Source organism: Pseudoduganella namucuonensis, from assembly GCF_900116645.1.
Classification (GTDB): Bacteria; Pseudomonadota; Gammaproteobacteria; order Burkholderiales; family Burkholderiaceae_D; genus Rugamonas; species Rugamonas namucuonensis.
On record NZ_FPBO01000013.1, the window covers coordinates 122,252 to 143,067 of the forward strand.

19 protein-coding genes are annotated in these 20,816 nt (G+C 67.8%); 2 read left to right on the plus strand and 17 right to left on the minus strand.

From position 1 onward, the window contains the following. Positions 1-8: 8 nt before the first annotated feature. The 14 genes from BM436_RS15735 to BM436_RS15800 form a co-directional block, all read right to left on the minus strand. Positions 9-365 (minus strand): type II toxin-antitoxin system PemK/MazF family toxin, encoded by a 357-nt coding sequence (locus tag BM436_RS15735; RefSeq protein WP_093556479.1) that lies wholly within the window; start codon positions 363-365, stop codon positions 9-11. Next, positions 362-619 carry an AbrB/MazE/SpoVT family DNA-binding domain-containing protein gene (locus BM436_RS15740; protein ID WP_093556480.1) on the minus strand — a complete coding sequence of 86 codons (258 nt, stop codon included), beginning with the start codon at positions 617-619 and terminating at the stop codon, positions 362-364. Before BM436_RS15740 ends, BM436_RS15735 begins: the two co-directional genes overlap by 4 nt. Positions 620-731: 112 nt before the next feature. Continuing rightward, positions 732-1,961, minus strand: coding sequence for a M24 family metallopeptidase (locus tag BM436_RS15745; RefSeq protein WP_093556481.1), 1,230 nt, complete (start codon positions 1,959-1,961; stop codon positions 732-734). Positions 1,962-2,052: 91 nt separating this feature from the next. After that, complete coding sequence (locus BM436_RS15750; RefSeq protein WP_177307224.1) at positions 2,053-2,583, minus strand: type II secretion system protein; 531 nt, start codon at positions 2,581-2,583, stop codon at positions 2,053-2,055. Beyond that, positions 2,580-2,963 carry a type IV pilin protein gene (locus BM436_RS15755; RefSeq protein ID WP_093556519.1) on the minus strand — a complete coding sequence of 128 codons (384 nt, stop codon included), beginning with the start codon at positions 2,961-2,963 and terminating at the stop codon, positions 2,580-2,582. Before BM436_RS15755 ends, BM436_RS15750 begins: the two co-directional genes overlap by 4 nt. A 5-nt stretch (positions 2,964-2,968) precedes the next feature. Beyond that, positions 2,969-3,439: a type II secretion system protein gene (locus BM436_RS15760; protein ID WP_229490339.1), complete on the minus strand. Its 471-nt coding sequence runs from the start codon at positions 3,437-3,439 to the stop codon at positions 2,969-2,971. A gap of 1 nt (position 3,440) precedes the next feature. Further along, entirely contained in the window at positions 3,441-5,441 is a 2,001-nt protein-coding gene (locus BM436_RS15765) for a secretin GspD/PilQ domain-containing protein (protein WP_229490342.1), read from the minus strand. After that, positions 5,438-6,103 (minus strand): hypothetical protein, encoded by a 666-nt coding sequence (locus BM436_RS15770; RefSeq protein WP_093556483.1) that lies wholly within the window; start codon positions 6,101-6,103, stop codon positions 5,438-5,440. The genes BM436_RS15765 and BM436_RS15770 overlap by 4 nt, the downstream gene beginning before the upstream one ends. After that, a complete protein-coding gene (locus BM436_RS15775) occupies positions 6,100-6,693 on the minus strand; it encodes a hypothetical protein (protein WP_093556484.1) in 594 nt (197 codons plus the stop codon). The genes BM436_RS15770 and BM436_RS15775 overlap by 4 nt, the downstream gene beginning before the upstream one ends. Continuing rightward, positions 6,681-7,235: a hypothetical protein gene (locus tag BM436_RS15780; protein ID WP_093556485.1), complete on the minus strand. Its 555-nt coding sequence runs from the start codon at positions 7,233-7,235 to the stop codon at positions 6,681-6,683. Before BM436_RS15780 ends, BM436_RS15775 begins: the two co-directional genes overlap by 13 nt. After that, positions 7,232-8,305: a hypothetical protein gene (locus BM436_RS15785; RefSeq protein WP_143133156.1), complete on the minus strand. Its 1,074-nt coding sequence runs from the start codon at positions 8,303-8,305 to the stop codon at positions 7,232-7,234. Before BM436_RS15785 ends, BM436_RS15780 begins: the two co-directional genes overlap by 4 nt. Next, positions 8,292-9,974 carry a GspE/PulE family protein gene (locus BM436_RS15790; protein WP_093556487.1) on the minus strand — a complete coding sequence of 561 codons (1,683 nt, stop codon included), beginning with the start codon at positions 9,972-9,974 and terminating at the stop codon, positions 8,292-8,294. The genes BM436_RS15785 and BM436_RS15790 overlap by 14 nt, the downstream gene beginning before the upstream one ends. Then, positions 9,971-11,203: a type II secretion system F family protein gene (locus tag BM436_RS15795; protein ID WP_093556488.1), complete on the minus strand. Its 1,233-nt coding sequence runs from the start codon at positions 11,201-11,203 to the stop codon at positions 9,971-9,973. Before BM436_RS15795 ends, BM436_RS15790 begins: the two co-directional genes overlap by 4 nt. A gap of 102 nt (positions 11,204-11,305) precedes the next feature. Further along, entirely contained in the window at positions 11,306-13,846 is a 2,541-nt protein-coding gene (locus BM436_RS15800; RefSeq protein WP_093556489.1) for a M4 family metallopeptidase, read from the minus strand. A gap of 710 nt (positions 13,847-14,556) precedes the next feature. Here BM436_RS15800 and BM436_RS15805 point away from each other — a divergent pair. Continuing rightward, positions 14,557-15,186 carry an ACT domain-containing protein gene (locus BM436_RS15805; protein ID WP_229490344.1) on the plus strand — a complete coding sequence of 210 codons (630 nt, stop codon included), beginning with the start codon at positions 14,557-14,559 and terminating at the stop codon, positions 15,184-15,186. Positions 15,187-15,258: 72 nt separating this feature from the next. Here the strand turns inward: BM436_RS15805 and argH are convergent, their stop codons facing one another. The 3 genes from argH to BM436_RS15820 all read right to left on the minus strand — a co-directional run bounded on the left by argH (position 15,259) and on the right by BM436_RS15820 (position 19,384). After that, the gene (gene argH, locus BM436_RS15810) at positions 15,259-16,656 is read right to left on the minus strand and encodes an argininosuccinate lyase (protein ID WP_093556491.1); all 1,398 of its coding nucleotides are present in this window, start codon (positions 16,654-16,656) and stop codon (positions 15,259-15,261) included. 210 nt (positions 16,657-16,866) lie between these two features. Beyond that, complete coding sequence (locus BM436_RS15815; protein ID WP_093556492.1) at positions 16,867-18,252, minus strand: YfcC family protein; 1,386 nt, start codon at positions 18,250-18,252, stop codon at positions 16,867-16,869. A gap of 16 nt (positions 18,253-18,268) precedes the next feature. Next, the gene (locus BM436_RS15820; RefSeq protein ID WP_093556493.1) at positions 18,269-19,384 is read right to left on the minus strand and encodes a succinylglutamate desuccinylase/aspartoacylase family protein; all 1,116 of its coding nucleotides are present in this window, start codon (positions 19,382-19,384) and stop codon (positions 18,269-18,271) included. A 196-nt stretch (positions 19,385-19,580) separates the two neighbouring features. Here BM436_RS15820 and BM436_RS15825 point away from each other — a divergent pair, with 196 nt between their 5' ends. Next, a complete protein-coding gene (locus BM436_RS15825) occupies positions 19,581-20,810 on the plus strand; it encodes a cyanophycinase (RefSeq protein WP_093556494.1) in 1,230 nt (409 codons plus the stop codon). Positions 20,811-20,816: the final 6 nt, after the last annotated feature.

A 20,816-nucleotide genomic window follows, 5' to 3' on the forward strand; every position in this document is an offset into this window, starting at 1 on the left:
GCGAGGCCTCAGGCGGCCGGTTCGGGGTCCAGCGCGGCCTGGAGCCGCGCCATCGCGTCGGTGACGACTTCCACGGGCGCCGCTTCCACGAATTTGGCGTTGCGGGCGCGGTAGTCGAGAAAGCGCGCCTGGCTGACGATGGCCACGCCCTGGGTTTTCGTGCCGCTGCCCATCAGCGAAGTGGCCCAGCCGCGCACGCGGTCATAATTCCCGCCTTGCGTAATGGGCGCGACCAGGGCGCGGCCCTGCCGGTTTGATTCGGCGTTGGACAGGACCAGCACCGGGCGGCTGCCCTGGATTTCCGTGCCGAGAACCGGGTCCAGCGCCAACTGCAGTATATCGCCCTGCCGGGGGGCGCGCTTCATTTCACTTCACTGCCGACGGCCGGCATCTCGTCCCATTCCCGTAGATCCTCTGGCATGGGGGCGGCCGGATCGCACATCGCATTCAGTTCGGCCGCCGTGTAGCGCGGCCGCTTGGCACGGATCAGCAGGCCGTCCGGCGTCGCTTGCAGCGATACCGTCTGACCGACCGTGAATCCCAGTTCGCGCAGCAGAGGTTGCGGCAAGCTGATGCCGACCGAATTGCCTTGCCGTCGTATGGTTGCTTCGCCTTCCATTTCATTCCCCCGCCGTCATGTAATACGATGTAATACAGTTTAGGCGGCGGGTCTCGGGAAATCAAATGTGACGGCGACGTTATTGCGCAATAGCAAGAACATGGCCTCAGAGCTACCTGTTCAGCCCGAACGGATCGTCGATGCTGTGGGCCGGTTCGGTGAACCATTTGGGGCCGCCGGCCGTCATGTGGAAATGGTCCTCGTGGCGGATGCCGAATTCGCCGGGGATGCAGATCATCGGCTCGTTCGAGAAGCACATGCCCACGTCCAGCGGCGTGGCGTCGCCGCCCACCAGGTAGGGCCATTCGTGGACGTCCAGGCCGATGCCGTGGCCGGTGCGGTGCGGCAGGCCTGGCAGCTTGTAGCCGGGACCGTAGCCGTCCTCCTCCAGCGCGCGGCGCGCGGCGAAATCCACCTCCTGGCAGGGCACGCCCAGCCGCGCGGCGGCGAAGGCGGCGGCTTGCGCCTTCTTCTCGCTGTTCCACACGCCGCGCTGACGCGCCGTCGGCTCGCCGTACACGTAGGTCCGGGTGATGTCCGAGATGTAGTTGTGCACCTTGCAGCCGGTGTCGATCAGCACCATGTCGCTCTGTTTCAGCGTCTGCACGTAGCTCACGCCGTGCGGATAGGCGGTGGCCTCGCCGAACAGCACGATCACGAAATAGGAACCGGAGGCGCCCACCTTACGGTGCGCGCGGGCGATGAATTCCTCCACCTCCACGGTGGTGATCCCCTCGCGTAGCATGCTGGCGGTGGCGACGTGCACCGCCAGCGTCATGTCCTTGGCGCGCTGCATCAGCGCGATCTCGGCGGCCGATTTGCGGGTGCGACAGTGCGCCGTGACGGCACGCGCGTTCTCCAGCGCGTAGCCTTCCGCCAGCGGACGGATGCCGTCGTAGATGAAGAAGGCGGCGCTTTCGCAGATGCCCACGCGCGGCGGCCGCGCGGCGTCGGGCGCGACGCCCATGCGCGCCAGCGTGGCGATGAACAGCTGGTAGGGGCTTTCGTGCTCGTCCCAGCCATTGACATTGCCCTTCACCAGCATGAAGTCCAGCAGCGTGCTTTCCTCGAACGCGGGCGCGATGTATTCGAGTTCGCCCTGCGCCGGCAGGATGGCGCCGACCATGCGTTCGCTCGGATGCCAGCGGGTGCCGGTGAAGTACAGCAGGTTGGAACCCGCGTTGATGTAGATGGCGGCGATGCCCTGGGCGCGCATGAAGGCCTGCGCCTTGGCGATGCGTTGCAGGTGTTCGTCCTTGCCGATAGGGGTGGCGCCTTCCATCATGTTGGACAGGGACGCCAGTGCTTGTTCCGCGGTTTTGCCGCCTACGCCTATGGTCATGTGCTTCTCCTCCTGATAAGTGGCGAGGATGATAGCAGTTCCGGCGCGGCGAAAAAACGCCATCGGCGCGGTTTTCGAGGTCCTGTGCCGATTAGGTTTTTGGCGGTGCGGAATTCGGCATAGCGGGCGCGTTCGGCCCGGCCGGTGGCGCGTTCGTGAACATGTCGGCCGGATAGGTGAACAGCCAGTCGGCGTAGCGCGCCTTCTTGTGCAGCATGCGGTCCTCCTCGTGGAAGCCGCCCTGCTTGATGGGCTGCAGCTCGGACAGCGAATGCACGCCGACGATGCGGCCCTGCTGTCGTATCAGCCCCCATTCGGCCTTGCCGGTGACGGGGTCCGCGTACAGGCGGCGCAGGTGGCGTTTGGCGCCGGGATAGCGCGGGTCCTTCAGCAGTTCCTCCAGCGTGAGCGGATACTGGGCCACGCCGCCCGCGCCCTTGGCCTCGTGGTAGCGGCCCAGCGCCTGGCGGAACTCGTGGCCGACGAACAGCAGTTGCGCCTCCTTGTCGCGCCGCGCGGCGGTGGCGTACAGCTCGGAGCCGATGACCAGGCTGGCGCCCATGAAGCCGATCAGCATCAGGGTCCAAATGTAGGCGAAGCCGCCGCAGTGCCGTCGCCTCATAGCTGCGCGTAGGGCGTGCCGTCGCGCGCGTTGCCCTTGGCGCCGCTGCGCACGTCGGCGATGCCGGACTTTTCGCTGTCGCGCGGGTTCACGGGCTGCCAGGTCTTGTCGGACTCCGTCACGGGATCCAGCGGAATGGCGCGGAAGTAGTGGTGCGTGACCAGGTCCGCCAGCGCGGCCGGATACTCGCCCTTGTCGGCGTAAAACCGGTCTATGCCCACGCGCAGCACCTTGAGGTTTTCCTTCAGCGCGGCCTCCCTGGATTTTTCGACCGAGCCGAAATAGCGCGGCAGCGCCACCGTCAGCAACAGGGAAATAATGGCCAGCACCACCAGCAATTCGATCAGCGTGAATCCCCGCTCGCGGATTCGTATGCGCATATGTTTCACCATGATTTGAGGGGAATGCCGTTCAGGCCCGTCTTGTCCGAGCGCGACGACACGTCGAACACGTCCTCGCCCTCCGATGGATTGTCCGGCGGCGAGGCGTAGGCGCGCTTGGCCCAGGTGGCGGCGGCGGCGGTGTCGGCCGGGGCGAATGGATCGCGTGGAACGCGGCGCAGGAAGTAGAGCATCTGCTTGCGCGGGTGGCGCTGGTCCGGCACGCCCTCCACCAGGTCCTCCAGCTTCTTCGGGAAGCCGGATTCGCCCAGGTTCAGCTTGATGTTGCCGTTGTCCGCCGCGCGCTTGTAGGCGTCGATGGCTATACGCAGCTCCACCAGCGCGCCGCGCAGCTCGCGCTCCTTCTCGCGCTGCACGGCCACCTGCGCCATCGGCACGGCGACCGAGGCCAGCACGCCCATGATGGCCAGCGTCACCATCAGTTCGATAAAGGTGAAGCCGCGCTGCGCATGCATGTCACTGGCCCTTCTTCGGCGCATTGGGCGCGGGGCCTGCGGGCTCCGGCTTGGCCGAGGTGGGTGGCTGGGCGAAGGCGCCCGCCGCTTCCTCGCCGCCGGTCATGGGATTGGGGCGCGGCGGCGGCGGTTCGGCGGGCGCCTGGAGCGCCTGCATCGGTGTCTGGGCCTGCGGCACTTGCTGGGTTTGAAACGCCGGCGCGGCCGCAACGTCGCCGGCCAGCGGGCCGCGTCCACCCACGTTGGCCTCGGTCCCGGACAGGAATTCGGCGTCGCCCAAGTCTGGACGTCGAATGGAGCGCAACAGGCGCGGCGTGATCGACAGCACGATCTCGCTGCGCGAGCTGTCGTCCTTCTGGCTGCCGAACAGGCGGTTCAGCACCGGCAGCTCGCCCACGCCCGGCACCTTGCTGCCCACGCTGCGGTCCTCGTCGCTGATCAGGCCCGCCAGCACCTGGGTCTCGCCGTCCCGCAGCCGCAGCACGGTGGAGGCGCTGCGCGTGCCAATCTGGTAGGCCTGCGTGCCGGACTTGCTGACCACTTCCTTGACCACGTTGCTGACCTCGAGGTTGATCTTGATGGCCACCTCGTCGTCCAGGTGGATGTTGGGTTCCACGTCCAGCTTCAGGCCCACGTCCACGTAATTCACGCTGTCCGAACTCACGCCGTTGTTGGTGGTGACGGTGATGACGGGCACGCGGTCGCCGATCAGCACCTTGGCCTTGTCCTTGTTGCGCACGCGGATGCGCGGATTGGCCAGGATGTTGCTGTCCGAGTCGGACTTGTTGGCGTTGAGCGTGGTGGCGCCCAGCGCCAGGTTGATGTTGCCGCCGTTGATGTGCCGCAGGTCCGACACTTTCAGGCCGCCGAATCCAAGGCCGGAACCGGCGCCGGCGCCAGCCAGCGTCAGCGTGGCCTTGTCCGGCCAGGCGATGCCCAGCTCCTGCAGGCGCGTGCGTTTCACCTCCAGCACCTCCACCTCCAGCATCACCTCCGGGTCCGCCAGGTCCTGCACGGCGATGATGCGCTCGGCCATGCGCACCATGTCCGGCGTGTCGCGCATGATGATGATGCCCACGCGCTCGTCGGTGACGATGTCGCGCGCCTTGAGCAGGGTTTTCAGCGTGAACGCCACCTGCTTGACGTCCGCGTTGGCGATGAAGAAGGTGCGCACCAGCAGCTGCTGGTAGTCTTTCACCTTTTGCGCCGTGTTGGGGTAGATGGTGATGGAGCGCTCACCCGTCACGCTCTGTTCCAGCTGGTTGGCGCCCAGCAGCATGGCGATGGCTTCCTCGATGCTGGCGTCGCGCACGGAGATGGTGGCGCGCAGCGCGGGATCGACCTCGCGGTCGAACACGAAATTCAGGCCGGAGACCTTGCCGATGAAGTCGAACACGGAGCGCAGCGGCGCGTCGCGGAACTGCAAGGTCACGGGCTTGCGGTAGGCCGCCGCCAGCCGGCCGGCGCCGGATTTATGGCGCGCCTGCTCGTCGGCGATGCGGGCTTTCAGTCGCAGCGCGTCGCGTTGATTCGGCTGCTCCTGCAGCACGGGCCGCAGCAGGTCCTGCGCGGCGGCCAGGTTGGCGTCGCCGCCGCGCTGCCGCAGCGCCTCGGCGTCGCCAACCATCGCGCGGTGGCGGCGGTCCTGCGCCGCCAGCGCGAGGCCCTGGCGCGAGACGGTGTTGTGCGGGTCGATGGCGAGCGCCTGCCGGTACAGCTCCTCGGCCTGGAGCAATGCGGCCTCTCCGCCTAGCGTGCGCTGGGTGTCGCCTTGGGCGTTCAGTTGGTTCACCAGCGCGGCTTTGCGGTTCAGCAGGGCGATGCGGTATTGGGCGTTGTGCGGGTCTTCGCGCGAGGCCTGTTCCAGCATGGCCAGGCCGGATTCCGTCCGGCCGGCGTCCAGCAGGGCGTTGGCCTCCTTGAAGGTTTGGCTGCCGGCGCAGGCGGCCAGCAGCGCGCTCATGGCCAGGACGGACAGGCGGGTGGCGGCGGTGTGGTTCAATTCGTGTCCCCTGTTGCGATTGTGTGTTTCTGGTTGAGCGGCAGATGGGTGAAGGTCAGCGTGCCGCCGCTGGCGGCATCCAGGCGGTAGCCGCCCCCCGCCTTGTCGCCCACCGTGTCGCCGACGCGAGCGACGATGTTCTGGTCGTCCATTTGCAGGAACCAGGCGGTCTTGCCGTCCTCGATGAAGTGGCCCAGTACCTGGAAGGGCAGGGCCGCGGCGTCGTCCTTCCGGACTGGCAGCTGTCCTGGTTGCGGCGCGTGCGCGGCGGCGGGTTTGAGCGGCGCCTCGGGCAGCCAGCCGCCGCCCGCGAACAACGCGGCCGGTTCCTCGTCGGCCACGCGGCGCTGGATTTGCAGTTCGGGCGGGATGGCGGGGGCGTCGCCGGCTTCGGCGGAGGCGCCGGGAGCGGGGCCCGCGTGAGCGGGTGGCTGTGCCGGGTCGTCATTAGGCGCTCCGTGCCGCCCCGCCTCCTGCGCTCCGTGCCACCCGGCGTCCAGCGCTCCGTGCCGAGCCGCGTCCGGCGCATGGCTGGGCGCGTGCGGCGGCATCGCTCCGGTGTTGGCGGCCGCGGGCGATACCACCAGCCCCTCGTCGTCAGGCGCGAACCACACCAGCAGCGCGGTGGCCGCCGCCGCCACGCCGATGGCCATTTTCCTCATCGCGCCACCTCCGCCTTGCGCACCAGCAGGATGAACTGGATGCGCGCGTCGACCTCGCCGGTGTCGACTCGGTCGCGCTTGAAGGCGACCGAGTCCAGGGTCAGCGTGGGCATGGCCTGCATCGCGTCCAGCAGGAAGGCCTGCGTGCTCGCGTAGTCCGCCTTCAAGGGCAGCGTGATCTGGTAGCGCAGGAATCCGGCGCGGGGCTCGGGCTGCGCCTTGTATTCGGCCTTGGCCAGCGGCACGTTGTGCTTCCGCGCCGTTTCCACCAGCGTTTGCAGCTGATCGGGGATGGCCGAATGCGCCGGCAGGTAGTTGTAGAACGCGGCCAGACCGTCGGCGGCGGTGGGGACCTTGGGCACCGGTTGCATGGCGGCGTTGGCGGCGGCGGCCAGTTGCCGTTGCAGCGGCTGGTGGCGCTGTTCGAGCGTGCTGGCGTGCCAACGCAGCGCCAATGCGGCGGCCAGCAGGGCGATGCCCAGGGCGGCTCCGGGGCCTAGTTTGCTCCACAGCCGTTTGGCCTCCCAACCCGTGCGCTGGCCAAGATTGGAGGGTAGCCGCAGGGCGGCGCGGGATGTCATAGACGCCATTGGGCCTCCAGCTGGAATCGGTAAGGGTGGGCGGCGTCGCCGGCGGCCACTTCGTGCTTGACGAGGTAGACGGAGCTGAACATGCGCTGCTGGTTGAGGAAGGCGAGGTAGTTCAGCATGTCCCGCGCGGTTTCGGCTTCGGCGGCGATCTTCAGCGAGCCGGCCGGGCCGGTCGTCGCGGCGGCGTCCTGGGGCGGTTGGCCGTTCAGGTCGAGGCCGAGCAGGGCGACGCGCATGTCGGCGGGCGCTTGTAGCGTCTTGAGCAGGCGCGGAACGGGCAGGTTCAATTGGCGCACCGCCTCGGCCACCGCCCTGGTTTGCTGGTCGTGTTCACGCTGTTGGGCGGCTGGCAAGGCGGGCTCCATGCTTCGGCGCGGCCGCGCGGTTTCCAGTTGCGCCTCCAGTGAGGCGATGGCGCTCCATTGCCGCAACCAGTGGGCGCCGGCCGGCAGCAGCGCGATCGCTCCGACCACCAAAAGCGCGAGCCGCCAGCCGGCCAGCCGCGGAGTGCCGCGCACGAAGGCGATACGCGTGACGCTCATGCGGCGGCTCCCAGCTTGACCATGGCGCTGTCGCCCGCCTCTGTCGCTGCCGCTGCCTCAGCCCCTACCTCTGTCGCTGCCTTTGCCTCTGCTTGTGCAGCGGGTGGCGCGCGGTGGAGCGGGGCGGCGGCATTGGCCGTGTCGTTGGGGCGGGAGAAATCGGCGGCGGGGCCGAACGGCGGCTCCACGAGCCGGAAATGGGCGGGCAGCCGGTCGGCTTGCGCGTGCCGCGCCACGCCGCTCAGGTCCATCACCGCCACGTCGTCGATGGCGGCCAACTCCGGCGCGCGCAGCGTCCAGCGTTGCCAGGCCTGCGCCAGTTCGTTGTGCCAGTTGTCGCCGCAGGGCTGGGTCTGGAACGCCGTGACGCGGCTGCGCGACAGCACCGCCATGGACAGCCGGCCTTGTTCGGCCACGGCGAACGCCGTGGGCTTCCCGTCCAGCGTGCGGCACACCGTCCCCACCAGCGGCTCGATGGCGGCGCAGCGCAGGCGGTGCTCGGCCAGGATGGATTGCAGCGACTCCAGCAAGTCCGCATCGATGCCGCAGGCCAGGCGCGGGTGGCCGTAGGGGGCGTCGTCGCAGCTCACAGACCAGGTGCGCGCAGCGTCGCCGTACACGGCGGACAGCTGCATTTGCAGGAAACGGGATGCCGCCGGCTCGGCCATCAGCGCGTCGCTCCACGGCGCCAGCACCATCTGGCACCAGCGCCCGGACAGGCTGATGGACACCGGCAGCCGCGCCGCCACCGCGCGGTCGATAGCACCGCGGCGCGAATCAGGGGACAGACCCTCCGCGCCACCAGCCGTCGCAAGGGCGCGGGATGGTGAACGCGGGGGGACTGTCCCCGGTGTGGCTGTCTGTCCCAGCAGGCCGCGCAGCGCCGCGACGGGGATCTTCCATTGGCTGCCGGGGTTGACCAGCGGGATATGCAGCGCGCCGTCCTCCACGATGCGCCCGCCCCGCCGCACCACGGCCACCAGCCGCCGCGGCGCGAGATAGATGTGCAGGCCGCCGCGCGCCGGCAGCAGTTCCATGATCCGCGTATTGATTCGACTAATAAGTGACACGATTGAGCTCCGTCAGCGTGGTTTCCCCCAGCCGCACCAGTTCCAGCGCGGCCTCGCGCGCGAGCAGGAATCCGTTGCGCGCGGCCTCCTCTTTCATGCGGCTGACCGGCGCGCGCGTGCAGATCATTTCGCGCATGGCGTCGTTCAGCATCAACACCTCGGCCACCGCCTTGCGGCCCTTGTATCCCGTGCCCCGGCAGTGGCCGCAGCCCGCGCCTGCCATGAAGCGCCAGCCCTGCACCCGCTGCGCCGTCAGGCCGCTGTCGCGAAGGTCCTGCTCGTCGGCCGCGACCTCCACCGCGCAGTGCTCGCAGTTCAGCCGCAGCAGGCGCTGGGCGACGATGCCGTTCAGCGCCGCCGCGAAGCTGTACGGGTCCACGCCCATGTGCAGGAAACGGCCCACCACGTCGAACACGTTGTTGGCGTGCACGGTGGTGAACACCAGGTGGCCGGTCAGCGAAGCCTGCACCGCGATCTGCGCCGTTTCGTCGTCGCGGATCTCGCCGATCAGGATCTTGTCCGGGTCGTGCCGCAGGATGGAGCGCAGCCCGCGCGCGAAGGTCAGGCCCTTCTTCTCGTTGACGGGGATCTGCAGCACGCGCGGCAGCCGGTATTCGACCGGGTCCTCGATGGTGACGATCTTGTCGCGTCCCGTGTTGATCTCGGTGATGGCGGCGTACAGGGTGGTGGTCTTCCCCGAACCGGTGGGGCCGGTCACCAGCAGCATGCCGTGCGGCTTGGCGGCCAGGCGGCGGATCTGCGCGATGGCGTCCGCGTTCAGGCCCAGGCTCTCGAGGCGCAGCGCGTTGGCCGCCGCCGTCAGCGCGCGCCGGTCCAGCAGGCGCAGCACCGCGTCCTCGCCGAAGATGTTGGGCATGATGGAGACGCGGAAGTCGATCTCGCTGCCCTTCACGCGCACCTTGAAGCGGCCGTCCTGCGGCACGCGGCGCTCGGCGATGTCCAGGTCCGCCAGCACCTTGATGCGCGAGATGATCTGCTCGGCCATCTGCAAGCCCTGCACCTGGCCTGCCTGCACCAGCACCCCGTCCACCCGGTACTTGATGACCAGGCTGGCCACGTCGCATTCCAGGTGGATGTCGCTGGCCTGGAACTTGAGCGCGTCGTAGATCGTGGAGTTGACCAGCTTGACCACCGGGCTGCTGTCCTCGCTGATGCGTATCAGCGAGATGTCTTCGATGGTCTGGTCCAGGCCCGCGTCCTCCTCCGTGTCTTGAGCCATCTCTTGCATGGCCTGCTGCGCGCCCTCCTGCTGCGCGAGGTAGGCCGCCAGGTCGTCCGTGTGGGCCAGCGCCACCGTGAACGGCGCGCCGGTGGTGTAGTCGGCCCATTGCAGCACGTCGTCCGCGAAGGGATCGGCGATCACCAGCACCGGGACGGCGTCCCCGTGCCGCATCAGCACGCACTCGCGCTGCGCGCAGTCGGTGTAGGGCAGCAGGGCGTAGCCGGGCGTGGCGGCATGCAGGTCGGCCATGCTCCACGCCGGATAGCGGAACAGCGCCGCCAACTGGCGCGTGAATTCCTCCGGCGCCAGCGCCGCCATTTCCTCCAGCACCGCCAGCCGCGGGCGGCCCTGGCCCAGCGCGGCGGCCTCCGCGCGCCGCAGCAGTTCGGGTGTGACGGCCGGCGGGACCGGTGCGCGTGCGTTCATGACAGGCTCCCGGCCAGTTCGAATATCGGCATGTACATCAGCACCACCACGCCGCCGATCACCACGCCGATCAGGGTCATTAGCAGCGGCTCCAGCAGGCGCGAGGCCCAGTCCACCCAGCGGGCGAACTCCTCGTCGTGGAACCTGGCCGAGCGCTCCAGCATGTCGCTCAGGCGCCCGGTGTTCTCGCCCACCTTCAGCAGCGACTGGGCGACCGGCGTGGCCAGGCCCTGGCGCTCCAGCGCGGTGGAGAAGGGCTGGCCCTCCTCGACGGCGCGGCGGGCCATGGCCAGGGCGCGCCGCTGTTCCGGCATCAGCATGGCCGACACCATGGCCAGCGCCTTGGACAGGGGAATGCCCGCGTGTAGCAGCAGGCTGAGGGCGCGGTAGAAGCGCGCCAGGCGGAACTCGGCGGCCTTGGCGGCCAGCACCGGCAGGCGCAGCACCCACAGCAGCAGCGCGCCGCGCGCGGCGGCGTTGGTGGCGGCGAACACGGCGCCGCCGGCCGCGCCGCCCAGCGCGCCCAGGCACAGCCAGGGGTGCGCGGCGAGCGAGCGGCCGAAGCCAAGCAGCATTTGCGACATCCACGGGATGTCGCGGCCGGAGCTTTCATACACCACGCTGAACCTCGGCACCACATAGCCGAGCAGGAACAGCGTGACCAGCGCGCCCACGGCCAGCAGCATCACCGGATAGATGGCGGCCGAGACTAGCTTCTTGCGGATGGCGTCGAACTGCAATTGATAGCCCACATAGCGCGCCAGCGCCTCGGGCAGGTTGCCCGAGCGTTCGGCCGCGTGCACGGTGGCGACGTAGAGGTCGGGGAAGATGGCCGGGAAACCGGCCAGCGTGTCGGAAAAGCTCTGGCCTTGGGACAGGGCCAGGCGGATCGCGGCCAGCGTGGCCTTGGCGCCGCCGCGCGTTTCCTTGTTGTGCAGGGTGGCCATGGCCTCGCCCAGGTTCAGGCCCGCTTCCAGCAGGGCCAGCAACTCCTGGCTGAATTGCAGCAGGGGGAAGGGCTGCCCCCGCGTGGCGCGCCGCGCCAGCGCGGGCGCGGATTCCCCGCGCGGCGCGGGCGACGCGGCCGAGGCGGCGGCCCCGACGGCGAGCACGCGCCAGCCCTGGCGCAGCGCGAGGCGGATGGCCTCCGTTTCGCTGGCCGCGTCTATGGCGATCGTTCGCCGCGCGCGCGCGCCGGCGCCGCCCTGGACTTGTAACTGGTACTGCATTACCGCCTCAATCGTTTCATTCGTGTTCCACCGCGGGGCCGGACGGATGCGCACTCCACGTTCGCACCCGCCCGGGTACTGCAAAAAGCTAGGACGACATGATCACTGGGTGATCAGGCTCACCTTGTCCACCACGAACGAGGTCTGCGCCGACGAGTCCTCCGTCATCGCGAACGACAGCTGCACCGTCTGGCCCTTGTACGGCAGCAGGCTGAAGCTGCGGGTCTGGTAGCCGGTCGCCTTGTTCAGGTTGGAGTAGGTCGCCAGCGTGCCCAGTACGGCGCCGCTGGTGTTCTTCACCGTCACTACCAGCTTGTCGTAGGCGGTGCTGGTGGTGGTCTCGGCGGTGTCGATGTGCAGCGCGAAGGTCAGCGCGGCCGAGGTGGCGGTCGACGGGATCGCCACGCTCTGCGTCAGCGTCTCGGTCGCGGTGCTGCCGTTGCCGCCTAGCCAGGCGAACTTGCTGCCCTCGAACGCGGTCTGGCCGCTGTAGGAACCGATCACGCCGGTGCTGCCGCTCCAGCCTGTCGCGCCGGACTCGAAGCCGCCGTTGGTCACGCGCTCGACACCGGTGATGGTGTTGACGGTGAGCGTGGCGTTGCCCGAGGTGACCGTCACCGGGGTGGACGACGAATCGGTCACCGTGGCCTTGAACACGGCGCCGCTGTCGGCCTGCTGCGCGGTGAACGAGTAGGTGGCCGCGGTGGCGCCCGAGATCAGCGCGCCGTTGCGGTACCACTTGTAGGCGTACGGCGCGGTGCCGCCGCTGGCGCCCACGGTGAACGAGGCGGTGGCGCCCGGCGCGACGGTGATGCTGGCCGGCTGGGTACCGATGGTCACGCCGCCCGCCACCTCGTCGACGTCGGTGCCGACGTTGATGGCCGCGTAGGCGCGCTTCACGGCGGTGGCTTCCTTGCTGCCCACGCCGTACAGTTCCTCGGCCGCCAGCAGCACCTTGTTGCGCGCGTCGGCGTAGTTGGTGGAGGAGGTGAACTTGGTGGTGGCGGCCTTGAACCAGATGCGGAAGGCCTTGTCGTTGCCGATGCCCGTCATGGCCAGCGGCTGCTTGGTCAGGTAGGAGCTGTAGGCGTCGTTGGAGGAGCTGGAGCTCGAGCCCTGCGACAGGAAATAGAACATGCGGTTGTTCGGGCCGCTGCTGTAGTGCACGTTCAGGTTCTTCAGCGTGGTGGACCACTGGTTCGGGCTGCTGCCATCCTTCGATGGCTTGATCATCCAGCGCAGCGGCTGGCCGGACTTGGAGATCTCGGTGCCCATCTGCCAGTCGTTGCCGGAGGCGGGGATCAGGTTGCCGGTGCCGCCGGCGCGCGCGTAGGCCTCCGTCATCTCGCCGGCGATGTCCGAGTTGGACTCGTTCAAGCCGCCCGATTCGCCGGAGTAGACCAGGTCCGAGGTGGCGTCGATCACGCCGTGGCCCATCTCGTGGCCGATCACGTCGATCGAACCCAGGTTCTTGAAGCTGGTGCCGCCGTCGCCGATGTACATGCACTTGCAGTTCGGGTCGAAGAAGGCGTTGTCGTAATTGTTGTCGACGTGGACGGCGATGTAGGTGGCGGTGTTGTTGCCGTCCAGGGACTGCCAGCCCAGCACGTTTTTCATCGTGTCGTAGGTGTTCATCAGGCCCCACATCGCGTTCACGGCCGCGGTCTGGCCGTTGGCGTTGGTGGTGCTGCCGCCGCTGACGTACTGCTGGCCGTCGCCCCAGGTGTTGCTGGTGTTGGTGTAGATGGTGCCCGGGGTGGGGTTCGATTCCGGCGCGTGGTTGGCGTTGGTGATGGCCATGCCGCCGAAGGTGCCGCCCACGCCGCGCGAGGCGTCCTTCATCGAATAGGTGCCGCCGGACAGCGTGGTGTTGATCGGCACGGCGCCGTTGTACTGGCTGTTGCCGGTGCCGACCACGGTTTGCAGCGCCTGCCACTGGGCGATCACGGCGCCGGTCTTGGCGTTGACCACGGTGTCGTGGAACACCAGCTTGCCGTTGTCGGCCATGCGGGTCTTGACCAGGTAGGCCAGCTCGTAGCGCTCGACCACCTCTTCCAGGTCCATCGCGTTCAGGGCCGATTCCGGCTTGTTGACGGCGGCGGCCACGCGCACCGACTTCATGACGGGGTAGATCAGCAGCTCGGCCTGCGGCGCCCAGCGGTGGGTGCCGCGCGGGGCGACGGCCTTGACCACCTTGTCGATGGCGGCGGTGGAGCTCAGCGCCGGGGTCAGGTCCGGCGCGCCGGCGCGGGACGAGGCGCTGGCGGCCAGGCCGCGCGAGCCGGGGGCGTCCAGGCCGCCGCGGCGGTCGGACACGGACTCGCTGACGATGTCGCCGGCGGCGTTGGTCACCACCACGGATTCGGAACCGAACACGCGCAGGCCGTTGTAGGTGTGGCGCGCGCGGCTGATCCTGGTGCCGGCCTCGCCGGCGTGCTGCGCGGCGACGGCGTAGCCGTGGGCGGCGTCCAGGCCTTTTGAGCTCGGGCGGGCGGCCAGTTTAGCGACCAGGCTGGCGTTCTCTTGTGGAGAAGCCTGGCTGATCGGGGCGGCCATCATCGGGCCGGCGGCGTGGGCGTTCGTGGCCATCATCAGCGGCAAGGCAGCGATGGATGCGGCAAGCATGGTCTTACGTAAATTCATCTCTTCTCCAAGGGTTACGGGTTATGCACTCAGGTATCCAACCTGGCCGCTGGTGCGAGGCCAGCCTGGCGTCCGCCGCGCGCGGGACGGGTAGTCCCGGGCAGTGTTTTGACGAAAACGCCGGGTGGGATGGATACTGTTCCGTTCAATGGAGGCAAGTCAAAAAACTTGGAAAATGAGTCGTTGGGCGAATAATTGTTAAGAATGGGACAAATTTTCGCAAGTACATTCACTTTCGCTAGCCGGAACGCCAAATTAGCGGCGCACGATAGGGGTGTTTTCCGGCCAGGGTGTATGTAAATCGCAACGAAATAGACGTAACACTCTAAATTCGTGATCTACGCGACACATTGCAAGATTAATCATCACGCTCAGGTTGCAATTCCATAATGTTGCGATCTACACTAAGTGAAAACCGGCAGCGTTTTTTCGCCAGCCGGGGACACAAAGGCGCGGGACCCCAAGGTCCACAAAAACCAGCGCTCCAGGGAAAAACACAGGGAAATCAACGATGACGATACGCACGGGTTCACCCAACTCCTCATAGGGCCACGCCGCCGCCACCCCAGTCAGCCATTGCGCCGTCTCGCCGACATCCGGCCGGGCAGCGTCGTCGCGTACTCGCCGCCATATACGGCGCCAGCACGCAGGGACAGCTTTTTTCTTCGCTTACTATGCTCTCGATATCTACCAAAGTTGAGCGGCTGGTCATGGAATCGCCTTTCCTTACAGAGGGATTGGGGCGGGGACTGATCAACCTGTCCGAGTTGGCGCGGCAGCTGCAGCCGCAGCTGGAGACGGACTTGTGGAAACCGGTCGGCCAGGCGGCCGTGGTGATGGCGCTGCGGCGCGTGGCCGAACGCCTGCCGCAGCACCGGGACAGCTGCGTGGCCGAGCTGTCCCTGGCGCGCAAGACGGGCGAGCTGACCACCCGCACCGACCTGACGATGTACACCTTCCGCTATTCGGAGCACACCTACGAGTGCCACCGGCAGCTGCTGGCGCTGTCGGCGCCGCAGCGGGGCGCGTTCGTGACGGTCACGCGCGGCATCAACGAGGTGATGGTGATCTGCAGCCGGCCGCTGACCGGCGCGGTGGAACAGGTGTTCGAGCACGAGCGATTGCTGCTGCGGCTGGAGAACCTGAACGCCGTCACGCTGCAGCTGGACCCGGAGACCTGCGACCGGCCGGGCATCTACCACGGCATCCTGAAGAAGCTGGCGTGGGACAAGATCAACCTGGTGAACATGATCTCCACCCACACCGAGCTGACCATCCTGCTCGAGCAGCGCCAGACCGGCGCCGCCATCGCCGTGCTGTCGCGGCTGGTGGCGCAATGAAAAAAGGGGTCAGGTTCGGTATTTAAAAATACCGAACCCGACCCCTTTTCGCGCCCCGCCGGCGCCGGCCGCTTAACCGGCCAGTTGGGCGCGCACGCGGGCGATCGCCGCGCGCACCTGGTTGGGGGCGGTGCCGCCGACGTGGTCGCGCGCGGCCACCGAGCCCTCCAGCGTCAGCACCTGGAACACGTCCTCGCCGATCAGCGTGGAGAAGCCGCGCAGCTGGTCCAGCGACATCTCGGCCAGGTCGATCTTCAGGTCGTCGCAGGCGCGCACGGCGTGCGCCACGGCCTCGTGGGCGTCGCGGAAGGGCAGGCCCTTCTTCACCAGGTAGTCGGCCAGGTCGGTCGCGGTGGCGTAGCCCTGCAGCGCGGCGGCGCGCATCGCGTCCGGCTTGACGGTGATGCCGCCGGCCATGTCGGCGAAGATGCGCAGCGTGTCGACCAGCGTGTCCACGGTGTCGAACAGCGGCTCCTTGTCCTCCTGGTTGTCCTTGTTGTAGGCCAGCGGCTGGCCCTTCATCAGGGTCAGGAGGCCCATCAGGTGGCCGTACACGCGGCCGGTCTTGCCGCGCGCCAGTTCCGGCACGTCCGGGTTTTTCTTCTGCGGCATGATGGACGAGCCGGTGCAGAAGCGGTCCGCGATGTCGATGAAGCCCACGCGCGGGCTCATCCAGATGATCAGCTCCTCGGACATGCGCGACACGTGCATCATGGTCAGCGAGGCGGCGGCGGTGAATTCGATGGCGAAGTCGCGGTCCGAGACGGCGTCCAGCGAGTTGTGGCAGACGTCGTCGAAGCCCAGGATTTTCGCCACGCGCACGCGGTCGATCGGGAAGGTGGTGCCGGCCAGCGCGGCGGCGCCCAGCGGCAGGCGGTTCACGCGCTTGCGGCAGTCGGCCATGCGCTCGGCGTCGCGGCCGAACATCTCAACGTAGGCCAGCATGTGGTGGCCGAAGGTGATCGGCTGCGCCACCTGCATGTGGGTGAAGCCGGGCAGGATGGTGTCCGCGTGCTTCTCGGCCAGGTCGGTCAGCGCGCCGCGCAGCTGGTTCAGCAGGGCGGTCACGTCGTCGATGGCGGAGCGCACGTACAGGCGGATGTCGGTGGCCACCTGGTCGTTGCGGGAGCGGCCGGTGTGCAGGCGCTTGCCGGCGTCGCCCACCAGTTCGGTCAGGCGCTTCTCGATGTTCAGGTGGACGTCCTCCAGGTCCAGCAGCCATTCGAATTTGCCGGCCTCGATTTCCTGGCTGATCTGCGCCATGCCGCGCTCGATCTCGGCCCGGTCGGCGGCGCTGATGATGCCCTGCGCGGCCAGCATTTCGGCGTGCGCCAGCGAGCCCTGGATGTCGGCCTTGGCCAGGCGATTGTCGAAAAACACGGAGGCGGTATAGCGCTTGACGAGGTCCGAGACGGGTTCGGAGAAGCGAGCCGACCAGGCTTCGCTCTTTTTGGAGAATTGATCAGTCATGATTTCTAATGAGGGTGGGCGTGCGGAGAATTGGACGATTATAGCCAAGGTTGGGGCCCGGAGGTGGCGGGCGGGGGGAATTCGGCCCCCGTGGCGGGAGAGAAACTTGCCCCAACTACATCGGTGTCAGGCGCGACATTCGGACATTCGGACGGGGACGCCGAGTCAAATGTCCGAATGTCGCGCCTGACACCGATGTGGTTATGATAACTATTGCCAGTTCATCAGGCAGGGGGGGATCAGCAGCAGCAGGGCCATGACGGCGTAGATCAGCTGCAGCGGGATCATCCACTTGGCCCAGGTGATCCACGGGATGCGCGCCAGCGCGAGCACGCCGACCGTGATGCCGGAGGTGGGGATCATCGGCGTGGTCAGTTCGCCGAACTGGAAGGCCAGCACCGCGGTCTGGCGCGTGACGCCCACCAGGTCCGCCAGCGGCGCCATGATGGGCATCGTCAGCGAGGCCTGGCCGGTGCCGGAGTGGATGAAGAAGTTGATCACGGTCTGGATGCCGAACATCTTCTGCGCCGCGAACACGGGGCTGGACGATTGCACCAGCGGCAGCAGCCCGTGCAGCATGGTGTCGATGATGTTGGCGTCGCGCGCCAGGATCATCGTGCCGCGCGCCAGCGCGATCACCAGCGCCGTGCCCACCAGGTCCTTCGAGCCCTGGATGAAGGCGGCCACCAGTTCGTCCGAATCGAGGCCGCCGATCACGCCGATCACGATGGCCATCACCAGGAACAGCGCGGCGATCTGCTCGATGTACCAGTCGAACTTCACCACGCCGACCACCATGCCGGCCAGCGACGCGGCGAAAGTCCATAGCACGACCTTGTGCTTGGCCGTCATGCCCTCGAAGCTGCTCAGGTCGAGCTGGCTCTCCTTGCGCTTGGTGAGATCCAGTACATAGGTGGGGCTGAGCTGCGGATTGCGCTTGATGCGCGCCGCGTACCACATCATGAAGCCGGCCGTCAGCGCCGTCGCCACGGTCCAGCAGATCAGGCGGTAGCCCATGCCGGAGAACACCGGGATGCCGGCGATGCCTTGCGCGATGCCGACGTTGAAGGGGTTCAGGAAGGCGGCGCCGAAGCCCACCTGCGAGCCGAGGAAGGGGATCGAGACGCCGGTGATGGTGTCGTAGCCCAGCGCCAGCGCCAGCGGCACGAAGATGAGGATGAACGGTATCGCCTCCTCGTTCATGCCGAAGGTGGCGCCGCCCAGCGAGAACAGGGTGATGAAGACCGGGATCAGCGCGCCCCGCACGAAGGCCGAGCGGGTGTGCGCCTTGGCGATGGACTTGATCATCGAGTCGATCGCCTCGGTCTTGTGCAGCACGTTGAAGGCGCCGCCGACGATGAGGATGAAGCCGATGATCAGCCCCGCCTCGGCGAAGCCCTTGATCGGCGCCATCATCAGCGCGGCGAAGCCCTGCGGCTTGCTTTCGATGTAGTGGAAGGTGGCCGGGTCGATCAGCTGCTTGCCGTTGACCAGGTGGGTGTCGTATTTGCCGCCCGGGATGAACCAGGTGGACAGCGCGATCAGCGCCAGGATGGCGAAGACCAGGACGTAGGTGTTGGGGAGGCGGATTTTCATTGGGTCCCTTGATGGACTATTGGCTCAGCAGCTCGCCGGAGCGGAAGGCGGCGGCGCCGGCGACCTTGCCGATGTTCATGCCGCGCAGCACGTGGCGGTGCGCGCTGCGCGCGAAGAACACGCCGGGCACGGTGCAGCGCACGGACGTGGTCTCGCCGGTGACGGGGTCGATCACGTCGGCCAGCGCGTCGCCGGCCGCCACCCGTTCGCCCAAGTCGCGCGTGTAGACCAGCACCCCGTTGTGCGGCGCCACCAGCGGCTCCACGCCCTCCAGCGGCGTGGCCGCGCATAGCGCCGGCGGCAGCTCGCCCGCCTCCATGTCGAGGGCGCCGTTCAGCGCCAGGAAGCGCAGCAGCGCGTCCGCGTCCTTGCGGGCGTAGTCGTAGTTCACCTCCATCTCGCCGCGCAGCTCCACCGTGGTGGACAGGCAGGCCGGCGGTATCGGGTGGCCGGGGAAGTGCGCCTGCAGGTCCCACCACAGGCGGCTGCAGGCCTCGTCGAACGGGTCGCCGCCGGCGGCCAGGGCCAGCAGCACGGCGTGCGCGCCCATCAGCCGGGACAGCGGTTCGATGGCGTCGGCCAGCGGCGTGCCGGCGTAAATGTGCAGCACGGCCTCGTTGTCGCAGTGGAGGTCGAGCACGATGTCGGCGTCGATGGCCAATGTCAGCAGGTGCTTCTTCAGCGTTTCCGCGTCCGTGGCCGGCTTGATCGCGGCGATGGCGGCGCGCGCCTGCTCGCGGATCAGGCGCACGTTGGCGTCCGCGTCCTGTCCCAGCCTGCCCTCCAGGGACAGCTTCAATTCGTCGGCCACGTGCTTGTAGGCGCGGTTGAAGTTGATGCCGGTGGTGATGTCGAAGCGGCCGAACGGCGCGCCGTGGATGGCTTGCGACAGGCCGATCGGGTTCGCGGCAGGCACCAGGATGATCTCGGCCCGCACCTTGCCCGCCGCCTCCAGCTCTTGCAGCCGCTGGCGCAGGAACTGCGACACCAGCATGCCGGGCACCTCGTCGGCGTGCAGCGCGGCCTGGATGTAGATCTTCTTACCCTGGCCCGCGGTGCCGAAGTGGTAGCTGGTGAGCGCGTGGCTGGTGCCGCTGTGGGGCGTGGATATCGTGTGTTTTTCCGCGTGCATGGCCGTACCTGTCATGTGGGGTTCAAGCCGTGAATTATGCCGCGCCGGGCGCGCCGTGGCGAAGGATTTGTATCGCGCGCGCGGCACCGGTCCCCGGGGACGCGGCGCTTTGATGTATATTGTCAAAAAAGAACGGGCGCATGCCTTACATACTTATTTGCTGGATTTTTGCTGGATGGACGGATTTATGGGTGTGATGAAAAGACTATTGCGTCGCCTCGGGCACGCCTCGCTGATCTGGTTCGCCGCGGTGACGACCGCGCACGCGTCGGACCCGGTGCAGCCCAAGGGCTCCCTGGTGATCATCGGCGGCGGCCTGCGCGGCGACAACGCGGACATCTGGCAGCGCATCGTGCAGCTGGCCGGCGGCAAGGGCGCGCGCATCGCGGTGTTCCCGTCGGCGGCGGGCGCGCCGGAGAAGTCGGGCCAGGCCATCATCGGCTACCTGAAGCGCTACGGCGCCGATCCCTTCCTGGTGCCGATCGCCGTCAAGCTGGCCAATAGCGACTACCGCAAGGCGGCCGACGACATGACCCTGGCGGACCGCGTGCGGCGCGCCGACGGCGTCTACTTCGCCGGCGGCGACCAGGGCCGCATCACGCAGGCGCTGGTGCGCGCGGACGGCACGCGCACGGCGGCGCTGGACGCGATCTGGGACATCTACAAGCGCGGCGGCGTGATCGCCGGCACCAGCGCCGGCGCGGCCATCATGAGCAGCACCATGTTCTACGACGCGCGCCGCGTGCTGGCCACCCTGCAGGAGGGCGTGGCCGACGGCAAGGACATCGCGCCGGGCCTGGGCTTCATCGGCGACGACATCTTCGTCGACCAGCACCTGCTGATCCGCGGCCGCTTCGCGCGCATGATCCCGGCCATGCTGAAGAAGGGCTACCAGCTCGGCCTGGGCATCGACGAGAACAGCGCCATGGTGGTCAACTCCAAGCGCGAGGTGGAGATCATCGGCTACCGCGGCGCGCTGCTGCTGGACCTGTCGCGCGCCACCATGGACGCCGAGGCCAGCGCCTTCAATGTCAGCAATGTCCTGATCAGCTACCTGGACCGGGGCGACCGCTTCAACATCGCCACCCAGACCTTCATACCGGCGCAGGACAAGGCCGACGGGCGGCTGGACAACACCCGGCCGGTGCGGCGCGGCCCCGTGTACAGCAACGACATCCTCGGCAACAGCGCGGTGGTGGACCTGATGGAGAAGCTGATCGACAGCGACCAGCAGGACGCCATCGGCATCGCCAGCGGCGATCCGCGCGGCACGGCGCCGGAGATCGGCTTCGAGTTCCGCTTCTCCAAGACGCCCGAAAGCACGGGCTACCTGTCGCAGGTGGTGGAGGCGTATTCGATCCTGAACCTGCGGCTGGACATCCGGCCGATCGAGGTCCAGCGGCCGCTGTACAAGTACAAGAACTGACGCGAG